The sequence below is a fragment of the Nocardioides alpinus genome (assembly GCF_900112035.1).
Classification (GTDB): domain Bacteria; phylum Actinomycetota; class Actinomycetes; order Propionibacteriales; family Nocardioidaceae; genus Nocardioides; species Nocardioides alpinus.
This window is the reverse complement of sequence record NZ_FOKC01000002.1, coordinates 485,055-499,112: the sequence shown is the minus strand read 5'-3', so window position 1 is coordinate 499,112 and position 14,058 is coordinate 485,055. Positions and strand designations below refer to the sequence as shown.

Genomic DNA, 14,058 nt, shown 5'->3' with positions numbered 1-14,058 from the left:
GGTGTGGTGCGGAGACGGGTTAGACGAGGGCGGGCAGGGCCTGGGCGGCCGTGTAGGCCGCGACGGCGAGGACCAGTCCGGTGAAGGCGGTGGAGAGGCGGCGGGTGTCGGCCCGGTCGGCGACCCGGGCGCCGGCGACGGCGGCCACGGCGGCTGCAGCGGTGAGGGCGACGACGGGCCACCAGTCGGGGGCGATGCCGCTGCCCGAGCGGGCGAGCAGCGCGACGCTGCTGGTGATGGTGATGACGACGAGCGAGGTGCCCGCGGCGTACTCGAGCGGGAGGCTGAGCGCCATCAGGAGCGCGGGTACGACGAGGAAGCCCCCGCCGACGCCGAGGAACCCGGTCAGCAGGCCGACCGCCGTGGCCGTGACGAGCACCTTCAGCGCGCGGGGGCACTGGCAGGCGAAGGTCGGGCTGAAGGTGATGATCGGGTCGTCGAGCCCCGGCCGCCGGGTGGTCCCCTCGCCCGCGTCGGCGTGCCGTCCGCGCCACTGGCGTACGGCGAGCAGCGTGCCGACGACGAGCATCAGCACGGCGAAGGCGCCGAGCAGCACCGGCTCCGCGACGGCGGCCGAGGCGCGAGCACCGACGACGGCGCCGCCGGTCGCGACGAGGCCGAAGACGGCGCCGCGGGCGAGCAGGACGTTGCCGGCCCGGTGGGCCGCGATCGCCCCGACCAGGGAGGTCACGGCCACGACGACCAGTGACCCCGTCGTCGCCTGCGCCGGGCTCTGCCCGAGGGTGTAGACCAGCACTGGGACGGCCAGGATGGAACCGCCGCCGCCGAGCGCGCCGAGGCTGAGCCCGATGAGTGCGCCGGCGACGACCGCGAGGGCGAGGGTCACGCGTCGGGCCCCACCAGGTGGAGGCCCACCTTCTCGGCGTTGTCGAAGGAGTCGTCGACGGCGACGAGCGAGCGGCCCGCGGCGTCGAGCATCGAGGCTGCGACCGACGCGCGGTAGCCCCCGGCGCAGTGCACCCAGACCTCTCCCGCCGGCACGTCGCCGATGCGGTCGACGAGCTCGTGGAGCGGGACGTTGACGGCGCCGTCGATCCGCGCCGCGTCGTGCTCGTCGGCCCGGCGTACGTCCAGGACCACCACCTCGCGGTGGTGCCGCACCTGGGCGAGGTCGGCGAACGTCGCCGTCGCGAACGAGCCCAGCTCGCCCTCGGTCCAGTCGTGCGGCGTGCCGGTCGCGTGGGCGGCCGGACGGTCGATGCCGATCCGCACGAGCTCGCGCTGCGCCTCGGCGACGTCCTCGACGGTCTCGCCCAGCAGGGTCAGCGGGGTGCCCCAGGGGATCAGCCAGCCGAGATAGGTCGCGAAGCCACCGTCCAGCCCGAAGTTGAGCGTGCCGGGCGCGTGGCCGGCCGCGAACGCGATGCGGTTGCGCAGGTCGACGACCCACTCGCCGGCCTCGATGCGCGAGCGCAGCTCGGCCGCGTCGGCCACCGCCGGGGGAGAGAGGTCGGGCTCGGCCGGTCCGGCGGTGTTGGCCGGCGCCATGTGGGCGTAGTAGGCGGGCCACGGGCCGAGGCCGGCCAGCAGCTCGTCGACGTACGTCTGCTCGTCCTGCGTCAGGACCGGGTTGGCGTGCCTCTCCCGACCGATGGTCGAGGAGGTCGCGTCCGACTGCGTGGCCGAGCAGAACGACCCGAAGCCGTGGGTCGGGTAGACCTTGGCCGCGTCGGGCAGCAGGTCGGCGAGCCGGTGGGCCGAGGCGTGCTGGTGGTGCACCAGGTCGTGGGTGTGCTCGGGGCCGAGGAGGTCCGGACGCCCGGTCGCGCCGTAGAGCAGGGAACCGCCGGAGAAGACGCCGACCTGGTCGTCGCCGTCGGCGAGCACGTAGGAGAGGTGGGTGAACGTGTGGCCGGGGGTTGCCAGCGCGGTGATGCGCATACGTTCACCCACCTCGACGACCTGCCCATCCGCCACGGGGGTGCGGATGAAGGACACGTCGTCCTCGCCATTGACGAGGTAGTGGGCACCGATGCGCTGCGCGAGCGCGAGGCCACCGGTGACGTAGTCGTTGTGGATGTGGGTCTCGAGGACGTGGGTGAGGCGTACGCCGTGGTCGTCGAGGAGGGTGAGGACCCGGTCGATGTCGCGCTGCGGGTCGACGACGAACGCGACCTCGCCGTCGTGGACGAGGTAGCTGCGGTCGCCGAGGGTCGGGGTGTCGATCGCGATGACGGTGAGGTCGCTCATCACAGACCCACCCCCACTGCGCGCCCGGACCGGATCCAGGCCTGCGTACCGCCGGTGACCGACACGGCGTCGAAGCCCTGGGCCACCAGCAGGTCCGTCATCGCCCTGCTCCGGTTGCCGGAGGCGCAGATGACGTGGACGCGGGTCGATCGGTCGAGCTCGCCCAGGCGCGAGGCCAGCTGACCCATGGGCATCAGGACGGCGCCGGGGACGTGTGCCTGGGCGTACTCCGCGCGCTCGCGGACGTCGACGGTCGTGGCGGTCTCGCGCTCTGCGGCGTAGTCCTCGAGCGAGATCTCGGGTGTCGTGGTCATGAGAAATACCCTAGGGGGTATCCAAGGAGAATGCAAAACACCCCCGGGGGTATGCTGTCCTCATGGAATACACGATCAGCCGGACGCTCCGGATGCCGTACGACGACGCGGTCGCCGCCACGCGCGACGCCCTCTCCGACGAAGGATTCGGGATCCTCACCGAGATCGACCTCGCGGCGACCATGAAGGCCAAGCTCGACGTCGACCTGCCGCCCCAGGTCATCCTCGGGGCGTGCCGGCCTGCGCTGGCCCATGCGGCCATCCAGGTCGATCCCTCGATCGCCGCCGTGCTGCCGTGCAACGTCGTGGTCCGGTCGGTCGACGCGGCGACCACTGTCGTGGAGGCGTTCGACCCCGACGCGATGATGGGCCTCGCCGGAGGGGCACTGGAGTCGGTGGCCACCGACGCCAAGCACCGGCTCACGTCCGCGCTGGACGCCCTGGCCGCACTCGACAAGGAGCACTGATGGAACTCGACCCGACCCAGATGACCCCCGTCATCAACCGCATCAAGCGCGCCCAGGGCCAGCTCGCCGGCGTCCTGCGCCTGCTGGAGGAGGGCCGTGACTGCGAGGACGTCGTCACCCAGCTCGCCGCCGTGTCCAAGGCGCTGGACCGGGCGGGCTTCGCGATCGTCGCCAGCGGCCTGCAGCAGTGCCTCACTGCGGGCGACGGCGTCGACAGCGTGGACGTGAAGAAGATGGAGAAGCTGTTCCTGTCGCTGGCATGACTAGGGTCCGTCAGATGAGCGAGAGCGTGAGGGAGCGGATCGACAGGCGCCTCGGCGACCCGATCTGGTGGAACGACGTCCTGCAGCTGGTGAAGACCGTGCTGGCCGCTGTCGCCGCCTGGGTGATCGCCGCGAGCGTGCTGGACCTGCCGCAGCCGTTCCTGGCCCCGTGGGCCGCGTTGCTGGTGGTGCACGCCACCGTCTACCGGACCTTCTCCAAGGGTGCCCAGCAGGTCGCGGCCACGGTGGTCGCCGTGCTGCTCGCCACCGGGGTGGGGGAGGCGCTCGGGCTCACCACCGGATCGATCGCCCTGCTCCTGGTCGTCGCGCTGGTGCTCGGCGCCGTGCCGTGGCTGGGCGTCGAGGCCACGACCATCGCGACCACCGGGCTGGTGGTCCTCACCACGGGGTTCGAGAGCGACGTCCTGCTCATCTCCCGGCTCGTCGACACCGGGATCGGCGTGGCTGTCGGGCTGCTCGTCAACGTGCTTGTCTGGCCCCCGCTGCGACGTCGTACGGCTGCCGAGGCGATGGACCGCATCGACGACGGGATCGGCGCACTGCTGGTCGACATCGCCGACGGGCTGGGGGAGGGCTGCCAGGAGGCGGACGTCGCCGCCTGGATCGACCGCACCCGCGACCTCGACGGCGACCTCGAGCACGCCTGGGCACTGGTGCGGCAGGCGCAGGAGAGCGCGCGGATGAACCCCCGCCGCTCGGCGCGGGCGATGAAGGACCCGAAGCAGTGGCACGGGCTCCTGCGACGGATGGAGCAAGCCGTCGCCGAGACCCGCAGCCTCGCCCGCACGCTCGGCAGCCAGCAGGCGCACCGGGAGACCTGGGGAGCGGCGTTCGCCGACCCGTGGCTTGCCATGCTCGGCGACGCAGGGCGCGGTGCCCGGTCCGCCGACCCGGCCGCGCTCGTCGACGTACGCCGTCGCCTGGAGGTCTTCGCCGAGGAGCTGCGGTCCACCGAGCGGTCGCCGGAGTGGCCGATCTACGGCGCGCTGATCATCAACCTGCGCAACATCGTCGATGCGATGGACGTGGTCGCCGAGGCCAACCCGATCGGGGGCAACCGGCTGCCGCTGCGGATCCCGGTCCGCCGCGGCACCGCGGCCGCCGGCTGAGCGGGCCCGGACCCGGACGCAGACGCAGATCGAGCCCCCGACCTCGCGGTCGGGGGCTCGATCTGCCTGGGGTGAGTAACGGGACTTGAACCCGCGACATCCGCCACCACAAGGCGGCGCTCTACCAGCTGAGCTATACCCACCATGTCTGCTCGCGCTGAGGCGAGGACGACGAGAAGTGTAGGGCAATCAGCCCGCAGAGCCGGAATCCGGGTCGGCGTCGGACGCCACGTCCGGGCCGAGACCGGTCAGCTGGCCCCCGTGGCGGGCTGCGATCTCCCTGGCCGACGTGCTGTCCGGGCCGGGGTGGGGCACGAAGACGGCCTCGCGGTAGTAGCGCAGCTCCTCGATGCTCTCCTGGATGTCGGCCAGCGCGCGGTGGTTGCCGCGCTTGGTCGGGGCCGCGAAGTAGGCGCGGGGGTACCAGCGGCGCGAGAGCTCCTTGATGGAGGAGACGTCGACGATCCGGTAGTGGAGGAACGACTCGAGGTCCTGCATGTCGCGGGCGAGGAAGGCGCGGTCGGTGGCCACGGTGTTGCCGGCGAGCGGGGGTCGGCTGCCGTCGGGGCAGTGCTCCTTGATGTAGGCGAGCACCTGCTCCTCGGCGTCGGCGAGCGTCGTACCGCTCGCGAGCTCGTCGAGGAGTCCCGACTTCTCGTGCATGCTGCGCACGAAGTCGATCATCTGGTCGAGCGCCTCCTGCGACGGCTTGATGATCACGTCGAGGCCCTCGCCGAGCACGTTGAGCTCGAAGTCCGTCACGAGGGCCGCCACCTCGATCAGCGCGTCCGCGCCGATGTCGAGGCCGGTCATCTCGCAGTCGATCCACACCAGTCTGTCGCTCACGAGCGGTCACACTACCCATGCCTCTCAGGGTCGATTCAGGCTCACCTCCTAACCTTCGGGGTGTGAAGGACTGGTTCGGCCTCGTGGCACGCCTGGTGACGGGCGGCGTGTGGATCGTCGCCGGCGCGCTCAAGCTGCCGCACCCGGCCGAGAGCGTGCGTGCGGTGCGGGCGTACGACCTCCTGCCGGAGGCGATCGTCCCGGCCGTCGGGCACCTGCTGCCGGTGCTCGAGGTGGTCATCGGACTGTGCCTCGTGCTCGGCGTGATGGTGCGCGGCACGTCGGTCGTCTCGGCGCTGCTCTTCGTCGCCTTCATCATCGGTATCTCGAGCGCCTGGGCGCGCGGGCTGTCGATCGACTGCGGCTGCTTCGGCGGCGGCGGCGAGATCCCGGACGCGGCGGCGAAGTATCCCGGCGAGATCGCCCGCGACATCGGGCTGCTGGCTCTCAGCCTCTGGCTGGTCGTCCGTCCGGCGTCGCGACTCGCCCTCGAGAACGTGCTGTTCACCTCCACCGATGACCTCGAACCCACCTCTGACGACGAAGGAAGCCTCGATGGCGCAGAAGAAGACCTCGCACAGGACCGCTGAGGAGAAGGCGGCGACGGCGGCCAAGCGGGAGGCCCGCAAGGCGCGCACCGAGCGTGCACGCGAGCAGGCCGAGGAGCGTCGCAAGGCCAAGCAGCGCAAGGACCAGCTGACCCGCGTCGGCATCGGCGTCGGCGTGCTCGCGCTCGTCGTCGGTGGCTACTTCCTCGTCAGCAGCCTCGGATCCGACAAGCCCGCCACCCCGCCGGCCGGTGCCACGGACAACTTCGGCCTGCGCATCGGCGATGCCGACGCGCCCAAGGAGATCGTGGTCTACGAGGACTTCCTCTGCCCGTTCTGCGGCCAGCTCGAGCTGACCGTGCGCGACCAGCTCGCTGCCGCCGTCGAGGCCGGCGAGGTCAGCGTCGAGTACCGCCCCCTGGGGTTCCTCGGGCGGATCAGCGACTACTCGCCCGAGTCGGCCAACGCCTTCGCGGTCGTGCTCGACGCGGCAGGGCCCGAGGTGGCCACGTCGTTCCACGACCTGCTCTTCGACAACCAGCCGCCCGAGTCCGGTCCCTTCCCCGACTCCGACGACCTCGTCGACCTCGCGGTCGAGGCCGGTGCCACCGAGGCCGACGTGCGCCCGGGGATCGAGGACATGGCGTTCGAGGGCTGGGTCGATGCGGCCAACGACGCGGCGTCGCAGGAGGGCGTCAACTCCACGCCGTCGGTCTTCGTGGACGGCGAGCTCGTCGAGGGACAGACGATCGAGGACATCGCCGGGGCGATGGTCGGCTCGGCCGGCTGAGCCCCTCCTGAGAGACTGCGCGGCGTGAGCCTCCAGTCCTTCATCGCCGGCCTGCCCAAGGCCGAGCTGCACGTCCACCACGTCGGGTCGGCGTCGCCGCGGATCGTCTCCGAGCTCGCGGCGCGCCACCCCGACGCCGGAGTCCCGTCCGACCTGGAGGAGCTCAAGGCGTTCTTCACGTTCCGCGACTTCGCGCACTTCATCGACGTCTACCTCGCGGTGGTCGACCTGGTCCGCACGCCCGAGGACATCCGGCTGCTGACCTACGAGGTGGCGCGCGAGATGGCGCAGGGACAGAACCTCAGGTACGCCGAGCTCACCTGCACGCCGTACACGTCCGTGGTCCGCGGCATCCCGATCCAGGCCTACACCGAGGCGATCGAGGACGCGCGGGTCGCGGCCGAGCGCGACTTCGGCCTGGTGCTGCAGTGGATCTACGACATCCCCGGTGAGTCCGGGATCCCCGCGGCCGACGCCACGCTCGCGTACGCCCTCGAGCACCGCACCGACGCGCTGGTCGGCTTCGGCCTCGGCGGGCCGGAGATCGGGGTGCCGCGGGCGCAGTTCGCACCACACTTCGACGCGGCCCGCGCCGCGGGCCTCCGCTCGGTCCCGCACGCCGGCGAGACGACCGGTCCGGAGACGGTGTGGGAGTCGCTGCGGCTGCTCGGCGCCGAGCGGATCGGCCACGGCGTCTCGGCGGCCCGGGATCCCGAGCTGCTGGCCCACCTCGCCGACACCGGCGTCGTGCTCGAGGTCTGCCCGACGTCCAACATCGCGACCCGCGCGGTCGACCGGATCGAGGACCACCCGCTCCGGGCGTTCGTCGACGCCGGGGTCCGGGTGACGATCAACTCCGACGACCCGCCGATGTTCGCCACCACGCTCAACCACGACTACGAGGTCGCGGCCGGCCTGCTCGACCTCGACGAGCGCGGCGTCGCCGACCTGGCGAAGGCTGCGGTCGACGCGTCGTTCGCACCGGACGAGGTGAAGGCACGCGTGGGCGCCGAGATCGAGGCGTACGCCGCCCTGCCGCACTGAGCGCACCAGAAATGAATTCGGCCCCGCTACCTCATACGTGGCGGGGCCTGCGCCCATCCTGACGGGGCCGGGCGTCTCGGTCGTGGAGGCGGCGCCGCGTGTCGTGGGATGGGGAAGAGGTGGGCTGAAGACCTTCGGGTGATGGGTGACAGATCTAGTTCGGTTGATCTGTGACACTCGTTGTCACTGTAGATCGCCGTTGAGGCGCTTGGGATCTCTTGACCCTCACCTCCCCGGTGCTGTCTCGTTTCTGGGTGCGGAGCAGCTGGTCGCCGTCGTAGAACTGCAGGACGGACTCGGTGACCCACACGTCGATCGGACGGCCTGCGGCGGCCACGCCGAGGCAGACCTGTTGCCAGCTGACGCACACCACTCCGACGGCGCTGGCTCGGCGGGTGATCCAGGTTCCGTCGCTGCGACCAGTGTCGGGGCGGTGGGCCGCACCGGTGTCGACCGGTCGTCGCAGGGGCGTGACGGCTGCGTCGCGTACGGTGAGGAACCGCGCGGCCGGGACGGCCATGTCGAGCGCCTGATGTGGCCGGTCGTGGTTGTAGCCGTGGACCCACTCGTCGAGCTCGCCCTGCGCGGTGGCCAGATCGGGGAAGGTCCGGTCGGTACGGAACTCGGTGCGCAGCGCACGGTGGAACCGCTCGATCTTCCCGGTCGTGGTGGGCGAGCGGGGCTGGGTGTGCAGGTGCTCGATCCCGTTCTCGCGACAGATCCGGTCGAAGAGCACCTCGACCGGCGGCCGGTTGTAGCGACCGGTGAAGACCTTCCCGTTGTCGGTGAGGATCTGCCCAGGCACGCCGTAGGTCCCTAGCGCCAGGCTCAGCCCCTCACACACGTTCGGGGAGCTCTCACGCAGCATCAGATGCGCGCTGACACAGAACCGGGAGTGGTCATCGACCCCGGTCAACGCCTTGGCCCGACGCCCGTCCGCAAGGACGAACCCGCCCACGACGTCCATCTGCCACAACTCCATCGGCAGTCCGCGTTCCCACCGCTTCCACTTCCGATCACGGCGGCGCCGACCCGAGGGGTCGATCAGGTTCAACCGGACCAGGCACCGGTAGACCGCCGACTCGCTCGGGACCGGGTCCACCCCGGCGCGGGCCAGCTCGAAGACCAGCCGCCGCGGCCCCCACCCCGGATGCGCGGACCGCATCGTGGCGATCGCCGCCTCAACATCCGCATCGATCTGGTGCGGACACGACCGCGGCCGGTGGGACCGGTCCGCCAACCCCTCCAGACCCTCAGCCTCATAACGGGCCAACCACCCGTGCACCGTCTTGCGATGCACTCCGTACCGGGCCGCCACGCTCGAGACCGTCTCGCCGTCACTGATCACCGCCAGCACGGCCTGATACCGCTGCTCGGTCACACTCAACTCCCTCATCTGGGGAGTGTCACCAATCAACCGGAGTAGCCGTCACCCATCACCCGAAGATGTGTCACCACTCAGGCGAAGCCCAACTGTCACCCGTCAGGCGAAGTCATACAGCGGGCGCCCCCGGCAGGATTCGAACCTGCGACCTAGAGATTAGAAGGCTCTTGCTCTATCCAGCTGAGCTACGGGGGCCGGCGGCGGCCAGTATTCCAGCGGGGTCGGACGTGTGACGATCCGGTCGCCCGGACGACCGGATCGCCACACGTCGTGGGTCCTCAGGCGGGGGAGGTGGCAGGCTCCCGGTCCGCCGGTCGGGTCGACTCGGGGTCAAGCTCGTCGCGCCACGCCGTACGTCCGCGCGGGGCGTCGTACGCCGCCTGGTCGAGGATGCCCTCGCGCTTGGCCACGAGGGTCGGCACGAGTGCCTGGCCGGTGACGTTGACCGCCGTACGCCCCATGTCGAGGATCGGGTCGATCGCGAGCAGCAGGCCGACGCCCTCCAGCGGGAGGCCGAGGGTCGACAGCGTCAGCGTCAGCATCACGGTGGCTCCGGTGACGCCGGCTGTGGCGGCCGAGCCGATGACCGAGACGAAGGCGATCAGGACGTAGTCGGTGACCGACAGGTCGAGCCCGAAGAACTGGGCGACGAAGATCGCCGAGATCGCGGGGTAGATCGAGGCGCAGCCGTCCATCTTCGTCGTGGCGCCGAGCGGCACGGCGAAGGAGGCGTAGGCGCGCGGCACGCCGAGGTTGCGCTCGGTGACGCTCTGGGTGACCGGCATCGTGCCCACCGAGGAGCGCGAGACGAAGGCCAGCGTGATGGCGGGCCAGGCACCGGTGAAGAACTGCTTGACCGAGAGCCCGTTGAGCCGGAGCAGGACGGGGTAGACACCGAGCAGCACGATCAGCAGCCCGGCGTAGATCGCCAGGGTGAAGGTGCCGAGCGAGCCGAGGGCGTCCCAGCCGTAGGTCGCGACGGCGTTGCCGAGCAGGCCGATCGTGGCGATCGGGGCGAGCAGGATGATCCACCACAGCACCTTCTGCACCACGGCGAGCGCCGAGCGGACGAAGGTCAGGAACGGGTCCGCCGCCTCGCCGACCTTGAGGGTGGCGATGCCGATCGCGATCGCGACCACGAGGATCTGCAGGACGTTGAACGACATCGACACGCTGCCGTCGTCGCCGGCCGAGCCCTCGAGACCGAGCACGTTGGCGGGCACCAGGCCGGTCAGGAAGTCGAGCCACGAGCCGGTCGACGACGGGGCCGCGGCAGCGTCGGAGGCCACACTGGTGTGCTCACCCGGCTGGATGACGAGGCCGAGCACGATGCCGATGGCGACCGCGATCAGCGCGGTGAGGGCGAACCACGCCAGGGTCTTCCACGCCAGTCGAGCGGCGCCGGTGACGTCACGCAGGTTGGCGATCGAGGCGACGATCGCGAGGAAGACCAGCGGCGGGACCACCGTGCGGAGCAGCGTGACGAACGTGCCGCCGACGGTGCTGAGCGTCTCGGTGAGCCAGTTGGGGTCGACCTCGCCGGTGGCGGCGTCGACGCCGTCCGCGCCCATGCTGCGCGCCACGAGTCCGAGGGCCACGCCGAGGACCAGTCCAATCAGGACCTGGACGCCGAACGAGGGGAGCGTGAAGCGGGTGCGCTTCTTCGTCTCCGTAACAGAAGTATTCATAGTGAAACAGTAACCTTTCGGACACGCGCGCCGGCAAGCGTGCGGGCGTCGTCGCGGAGGGGAGCCGAGGGGAGATGTGTCAGGCGCGGGGCGACGGGCCCGGACAGAGGGCGCTCTCGGTGCGCGCGAGGTCGACGTCCCGACGCTGCGTCAGCAGGTCGCCGACGGTCGAGGGAGTCCGGGGAGCACGCACGTAGGTCCCAACCGGTCCTCCTCGTCGCGTGTTCCGTGTTTCGTCTCACATGTCAGGTGTCGCCTGACTAGGGTTCGCGGCATGTCTCTTCGTCTCGGGGTGCGGCTCCTGGCGGCCCTCGTCCCCGCCCTCCTCCTGCTGCCCGCCGCCGCCCACGCCGAGAAGGTGGTGACCGAGGACGCGGAGGGTGACGTGGTGAGCTTCGCCGGCGAGTCCGAGTTCCCCGACCAGACCGTGCCGGCGCCCGACTACGCAGGCGTCGACCTCGTGCGGACGGCCGTCACCCACGGTGCGCAGCGGCTGCGGGTCACGATCAGCTTCCGGGCGCTGGAGCGCGACCCGTTCCAGATCACGGTCGTCAGGGTGAAGACCCCTCAGAAGAACTACGACATCAGCGTTGAGCGCCTGGGTGGGAAGCCGGTTGCCTCGTTCGACGGCGGTGAGAAGGCTCCTGAGTGCCGGGGGTTGAAGTCCAGGATCGACCTGGGCGCCGACGTCGTGACGACCTGGCTGCCCACCTCCTGCCTCGGCGCTCCCCGTTGGGTGCAGGTGGGCGTGGGAGCCGTCGCCGTGTCAGCGGACCAGGCCGAGCCGGACCAGATCGGCGCTCACGCCGACGACGCGCACCGAGTCGGAGAGATCCGCGACAATCTTGCGCTGGGGCCCAAGGTCCGCCGCGGCTGAGGACTCACCGCGAGAGCAGCACCAGCACCTCGTAGTGCGTGGTGTGCGGGAACATGTCGAGCACCCGCGCCTCGACGGGCCGCAGCGACGGCATCAGTGCGAGGTCACGTGCGAGCGACTCGGCGTTGCACGAGGAGTAGACGACGTGCCCCACGCCCGACGACTCCAGCCAGCCCGCGAGCTCGGTGCCGATCCCTCGTCGCGGCGGGTTGACGACGACGAGGTCGGGTGGCGACTGCTGTGCCACGGCCCACTGCGTGGCATCGGCGGCGACGAACGCCGTACCTGCCACCTGCGCGTGGAGCGCCGACCGGATCGCCTCGGCGGACAGCTCGACCCCGACGACCTCGCGGCCCGGCCCGGCGAGGTGGAGCGCGAATCCGCCCACCCCGCAGTAGAGGTCCCAGACCGTGCGCACCGGCAGTGCGGAGACCCACCCCCGCGCCTGCTCGTAGAGCGCCTCCGCCACGAGGGTGTTGGTCTGGAAGAACGACTGCGGCCCCAGCCACAACGTCACCCCGGTGGTGAGCCGCATCGGCATCGTCGCCTCGGGGGTCAGCACGATCTCCCGCTCGCCCTCGAGCACCGCCTTGTGCTCGGGCTGCACGTTGATCGTCACCACCCGAAGCCCCGGCAGCACGTCCTGGAGCGCCGGCAGCCGCGATCGGACCCGCGCCTCCAGCGCCGTCGACCGCATCACCAGCCGGAGCAGCAACTCGGCATCGGGTGACTCGGTCAGCAGCACGTGCTTGAGCTCGCCGGTCCGCGTCGCGACGTCGTACGGCGTCAGGACGGCGTCGCGGATCCAGTCGGCGATGCGGCCCAACGCACCGGTGAGGCCGGGGGAGTGCAGGCCGCAGTCACGCAGGTCGATCCCGACCAGGTCGCGGTCGAGGATCCCCAGCGTCGGGGCGTCCGCCGTGCCGCCGACCACCATCTTGGCCTTGTTGCGGAAGCCCGACTCCGGTCCCGCAACGGTCGGCAGCCACACGGGGGCGTCGACCAGGGAACGCGCCTGCGTCTCCTTGTCGGACAGCTGGCGCGGGCGCGGGACCTCGAGCAGCGTGCAGGAGCGGCAGCGGAAGGCGTCGTAGTGGTGACAGTCCACTACCTGCGCGAGCCCATCCACTCCTCCACGTCCGCCGACGTGCGGGGGAGCGAGGCCGAGAGGTTGGTGCTGCCGTCGGCGGTGACGAGGATGTCGTCCTCGATCCTGATGCCGATGCCGCGCAGCTCCTCGGGGACGAGCAGGTCGTCCTCCTGGAAGTAGAGACCGGGCTCGACGGTGAGGACCATGCCCTCGGCCAGGTCGCCCTTGGGGTAGATGTCGACCGACGTACGGCCGCAGTCGTGGACGTCCATGCCGAGCATGTGCGAGGTGCCGTGCAGCGTCCAGCGCGCGTAGAGCTTCGACTCCGGGTCCAGCGCCTCCTCGGCGGAGACCGGCAGCAGACCCATGTCGGCGAGCCCGTGGGCCAGCACCTCCATCGCCGCGTGGTGCGCGGCGAGGAACGGGACGCCGGGGCGTACGGCCTCGATGCCCTTCTGCTGGGCCGTGAAGACCAGGTCGTACAGGTCGCGCTGCAGCGGCGTGAAGGTGCCGTCCACCGGGAGGGTGCGGGTCACGTCGGCGGTGTAGAGGTTGTGGCCCTCCACGCCCATGTCGAGCAGGACCAGCTTGCCGGGCTCTATCGCGCCGGTGTTGTCGATCCAGTGCAGCGTCGTGGCGTGCGAGCCGCCGGCGCAGATCGAGTCGTAGCCGATGTCGTTGCCCATCGCGCGGGCGCGGCGGAAGAAGGTGCCCTCGATCCAGCGCTCGCCGAACTCCAGGACCCGGTCCCACTCGCGGACCGAGTCCTCGAAGCCGAGGGTGGTGATGTCGCACGCCTCCTGCAGCTCGGCGACCTCCCACTCGTCCTTGACGAGCCGCAGCTCGTCGGCCACCCGTCCAAGGTCCTGGTCGGTGGTGAGGTCGCGGGTCTTGCGGTCGTCGTCGAAGGACGGCAGGTCCTTCACGTGCCGGACCTCGATGCCGAGGGAGTCGGAGATCTCCTGGGCGGACGGACGACGGCCGGCCCACAGCTCGCCGTACTGCCGGTCGCGGAAGAACTCGTCGGTGTCGCGCTCGGACCGCGGGCGGGCGTAGAGCACCGACTCCCCGTCCTCGACGACCAGCACGGCGTCGGAGGTCTGGTTGCCGGTGAAGTAGGTGTGAGCCGTGTCGGGGCGGAAGCGGTAGTCGGTGTCGTTCGCCCGCACCTTGTAGGTGCCGGCCGGCAGCACCAGCCGCTCGCCGGGGAACGCCTCGGCCAGCTTGGCGCGGCGGGCCGCGGCCCAGTCGGCGATGGGGTGGCGCGGCAGCTCCAGGTCACGGTTGCCCCAGCCCTCGCGCATGAAGGCGGCATAGGCCGCCGGCACGGCCGGGTCGTGCGACTCGGTCTTGGGGTCGGCGGGGGTCTCGTCAGTCGTCTCGCTCACGCGGTCACTGTACGACGA

The 14,058-nt window shown here is 71.0% G+C and carries 15 protein-coding genes and 2 tRNA genes; 7 read left to right on the top strand and 10 right to left on the bottom strand.

Annotated elements, in window-relative coordinates; all coding sequences use genetic code 11:
- Positions 1-19: 19 nt before the first annotated feature.
- Genes BM127_RS07645 through BM127_RS07635 form a run of 3 tightly spaced genes read right to left on the bottom strand, consistent with a single transcriptional unit; the run spans position 20 to position 2,525 of the window.
- Entirely contained in the window at positions 20-847 is an 828-nt protein-coding gene (locus tag BM127_RS07645; RefSeq protein ID WP_091196685.1) for a sulfite exporter TauE/SafE family protein, read from the bottom strand.
- Positions 844-2,211 (bottom strand): MBL fold metallo-hydrolase, encoded by a 1,368-nt coding sequence (locus BM127_RS07640; RefSeq protein ID WP_091196683.1) that lies wholly within the window; start codon positions 2,209-2,211, stop codon positions 844-846. Before BM127_RS07640 ends, BM127_RS07645 begins: the two co-directional genes overlap by 4 nt.
- On the bottom strand, positions 2,211-2,525 hold the full coding sequence (locus tag BM127_RS07635) for a rhodanese-like domain-containing protein (protein ID WP_091196680.1): 315 nt from the start codon (positions 2,523-2,525) through the stop codon (positions 2,211-2,213). Before BM127_RS07635 ends, BM127_RS07640 begins: the two co-directional genes overlap by 1 nt.
- A 62-nt stretch (positions 2,526-2,587) precedes the next feature.
- Here BM127_RS07635 and BM127_RS07630 point away from each other — a divergent pair, with 62 nt between their 5' ends.
- The 3 genes from BM127_RS07630 to BM127_RS07620 are packed head-to-tail and all read left to right on the top strand — an operon-like array spanning position 2,588 to position 4,385.
- On the top strand, positions 2,588-2,992 hold the full coding sequence (locus tag BM127_RS07630; RefSeq protein ID WP_091196677.1) for a DUF302 domain-containing protein: 405 nt from the start codon (positions 2,588-2,590) through the stop codon (positions 2,990-2,992).
- A complete protein-coding gene (locus BM127_RS07625) occupies positions 2,992-3,255 on the top strand; it encodes a metal-sensitive transcriptional regulator (RefSeq protein ID WP_091196674.1) in 264 nt (87 codons plus the stop codon). The genes BM127_RS07630 and BM127_RS07625 overlap by 1 nt, the downstream gene beginning before the upstream one ends.
- Positions 3,256-3,269: 14 nt before the next feature.
- The gene (locus BM127_RS07620; protein WP_157829528.1) at positions 3,270-4,385 is read left to right on the top strand and encodes an FUSC family protein; all 1,116 of its coding nucleotides are present in this window, start codon (positions 3,270-3,272) and stop codon (positions 4,383-4,385) included.
- 67 nt (positions 4,386-4,452) lie between these two features.
- Here BM127_RS07620 and BM127_RS07615 read toward each other — a convergent pair.
- Both BM127_RS07615 and orn read right to left on the bottom strand, forming a co-directional pair.
- A tRNA-His gene (locus BM127_RS07615) sits at positions 4,453-4,528 on the bottom strand.
- Between the two features lie 46 nt (positions 4,529-4,574).
- Positions 4,575-5,231, bottom strand: coding sequence for an oligoribonuclease (gene orn / locus BM127_RS07610; RefSeq protein WP_091196669.1), 657 nt, complete (start codon positions 5,229-5,231; stop codon positions 4,575-4,577).
- Between the two features lie 62 nt (positions 5,232-5,293).
- Between orn and BM127_RS07605 the strand changes: the two genes are divergently transcribed.
- From BM127_RS07605 to BM127_RS07595, 3 genes are read left to right on the top strand one after another with little or no spacing between them, the layout of a single operon-like run.
- Complete coding sequence (locus tag BM127_RS07605) at positions 5,294-5,821, top strand: MauE/DoxX family redox-associated membrane protein (protein ID WP_231263315.1); 528 nt, start codon at positions 5,294-5,296, stop codon at positions 5,819-5,821.
- Positions 5,787-6,569: a DsbA family protein gene (locus tag BM127_RS07600; protein WP_157829527.1), complete on the top strand. Its 783-nt coding sequence runs from the start codon at positions 5,787-5,789 to the stop codon at positions 6,567-6,569. The genes BM127_RS07605 and BM127_RS07600 overlap by 35 nt, the downstream gene beginning before the upstream one ends.
- A gap of 24 nt (positions 6,570-6,593) precedes the next feature.
- Entirely contained in the window at positions 6,594-7,613 is a 1,020-nt protein-coding gene (locus tag BM127_RS07595; RefSeq protein WP_198554217.1) for an adenosine deaminase, read from the top strand.
- A 154-nt stretch (positions 7,614-7,767) separates the two neighbouring features.
- On the opposite strand, the gene BM127_RS07590 is transcribed toward BM127_RS07595, so the two are convergent.
- From BM127_RS07590 to BM127_RS07580, 3 genes are all read right to left on the bottom strand, one after another.
- On the bottom strand, positions 7,768-9,009 hold the full coding sequence (locus BM127_RS07590) for an IS481 family transposase (RefSeq protein ID WP_091196658.1): 1,242 nt from the start codon (positions 9,007-9,009) through the stop codon (positions 7,768-7,770).
- Between the two features lie 109 nt (positions 9,010-9,118).
- Positions 9,119-9,192: transfer RNA gene (locus BM127_RS07585), tRNA-Arg, on the bottom strand.
- A gap of 83 nt (positions 9,193-9,275) precedes the next feature.
- A complete protein-coding gene (locus BM127_RS07580; protein ID WP_091196655.1) occupies positions 9,276-10,685 on the bottom strand; it encodes a dicarboxylate/amino acid:cation symporter in 1,410 nt (469 codons plus the stop codon).
- Positions 10,686-10,959: 274 nt separating this feature from the next.
- On the opposite strand from BM127_RS07580, the gene BM127_RS07575 reads away from it, so the two are divergent.
- Positions 10,960-11,562 (top strand): hypothetical protein, encoded by a 603-nt coding sequence (locus tag BM127_RS07575; protein ID WP_139227684.1) that lies wholly within the window; start codon positions 10,960-10,962, stop codon positions 11,560-11,562.
- Positions 11,563-11,566: 4 nt separating this feature from the next.
- Here BM127_RS07575 and BM127_RS07570 read toward each other — a convergent pair whose 3' ends face one another.
- A complete protein-coding gene (locus BM127_RS07570; protein ID WP_091196652.1) occupies positions 11,567-12,670 on the bottom strand; it encodes a methyltransferase domain-containing protein in 1,104 nt (367 codons plus the stop codon).
- Complete coding sequence (locus BM127_RS07565; protein WP_231263314.1) at positions 12,670-14,040, bottom strand: aminopeptidase P family protein; 1,371 nt, start codon at positions 14,038-14,040, stop codon at positions 12,670-12,672. The genes BM127_RS07570 and BM127_RS07565 overlap by 1 nt, the downstream gene beginning before the upstream one ends.
- Positions 14,041-14,058 lie beyond the last annotated feature (18 nt).

What these genes read in the sequence shown, in the direction of transcription:
- BM127_RS07635 (WP_091196680.1), bottom strand. Translation starts at nt 2,525, where the DNA reads ATGACCACGACACCCGAGATCTCGCTCGAGGACTACGCCGCAGAGCGC.
- BM127_RS07575 (WP_139227684.1), top strand. Translation starts at nt 10,960, where the DNA reads ATGTCTCTTCGTCTCGGGGTGCGGCTCCTGGCGGCCCTCGTCCCCGCC.
- BM127_RS07620 (WP_157829528.1), top strand. Translation starts at nt 3,270, where the DNA reads ATGAGCGAGAGCGTGAGGGAGCGGATCGACAGGCGCCTCGGCGACCCG.
- BM127_RS07630 (WP_091196677.1), top strand. Translation starts at nt 2,588, where the DNA reads ATGGAATACACGATCAGCCGGACGCTCCGGATGCCGTACGACGACGCG.
- BM127_RS07580 (WP_091196655.1), bottom strand. Translation starts at nt 10,685, where the DNA reads ATGAATACTTCTGTTACGGAGACGAAGAAGCGCACCCGCTTCACGCTC.
- BM127_RS07625 (WP_091196674.1), top strand. Translation starts at nt 2,992, where the DNA reads ATGGAACTCGACCCGACCCAGATGACCCCCGTCATCAACCGCATCAAG.
- BM127_RS07640 (WP_091196683.1), bottom strand. Translation starts at nt 2,211, where the DNA reads ATGAGCGACCTCACCGTCATCGCGATCGACACCCCGACCCTCGGCGAC.
- BM127_RS07600 (WP_157829527.1), top strand. Translation starts at nt 5,787, where the DNA reads ATGGCGCAGAAGAAGACCTCGCACAGGACCGCTGAGGAGAAGGCGGCG.
- BM127_RS07590 (WP_091196658.1), bottom strand. Translation starts at nt 9,009, where the DNA reads ATGAGGGAGTTGAGTGTGACCGAGCAGCGGTATCAGGCCGTGCTGGCG.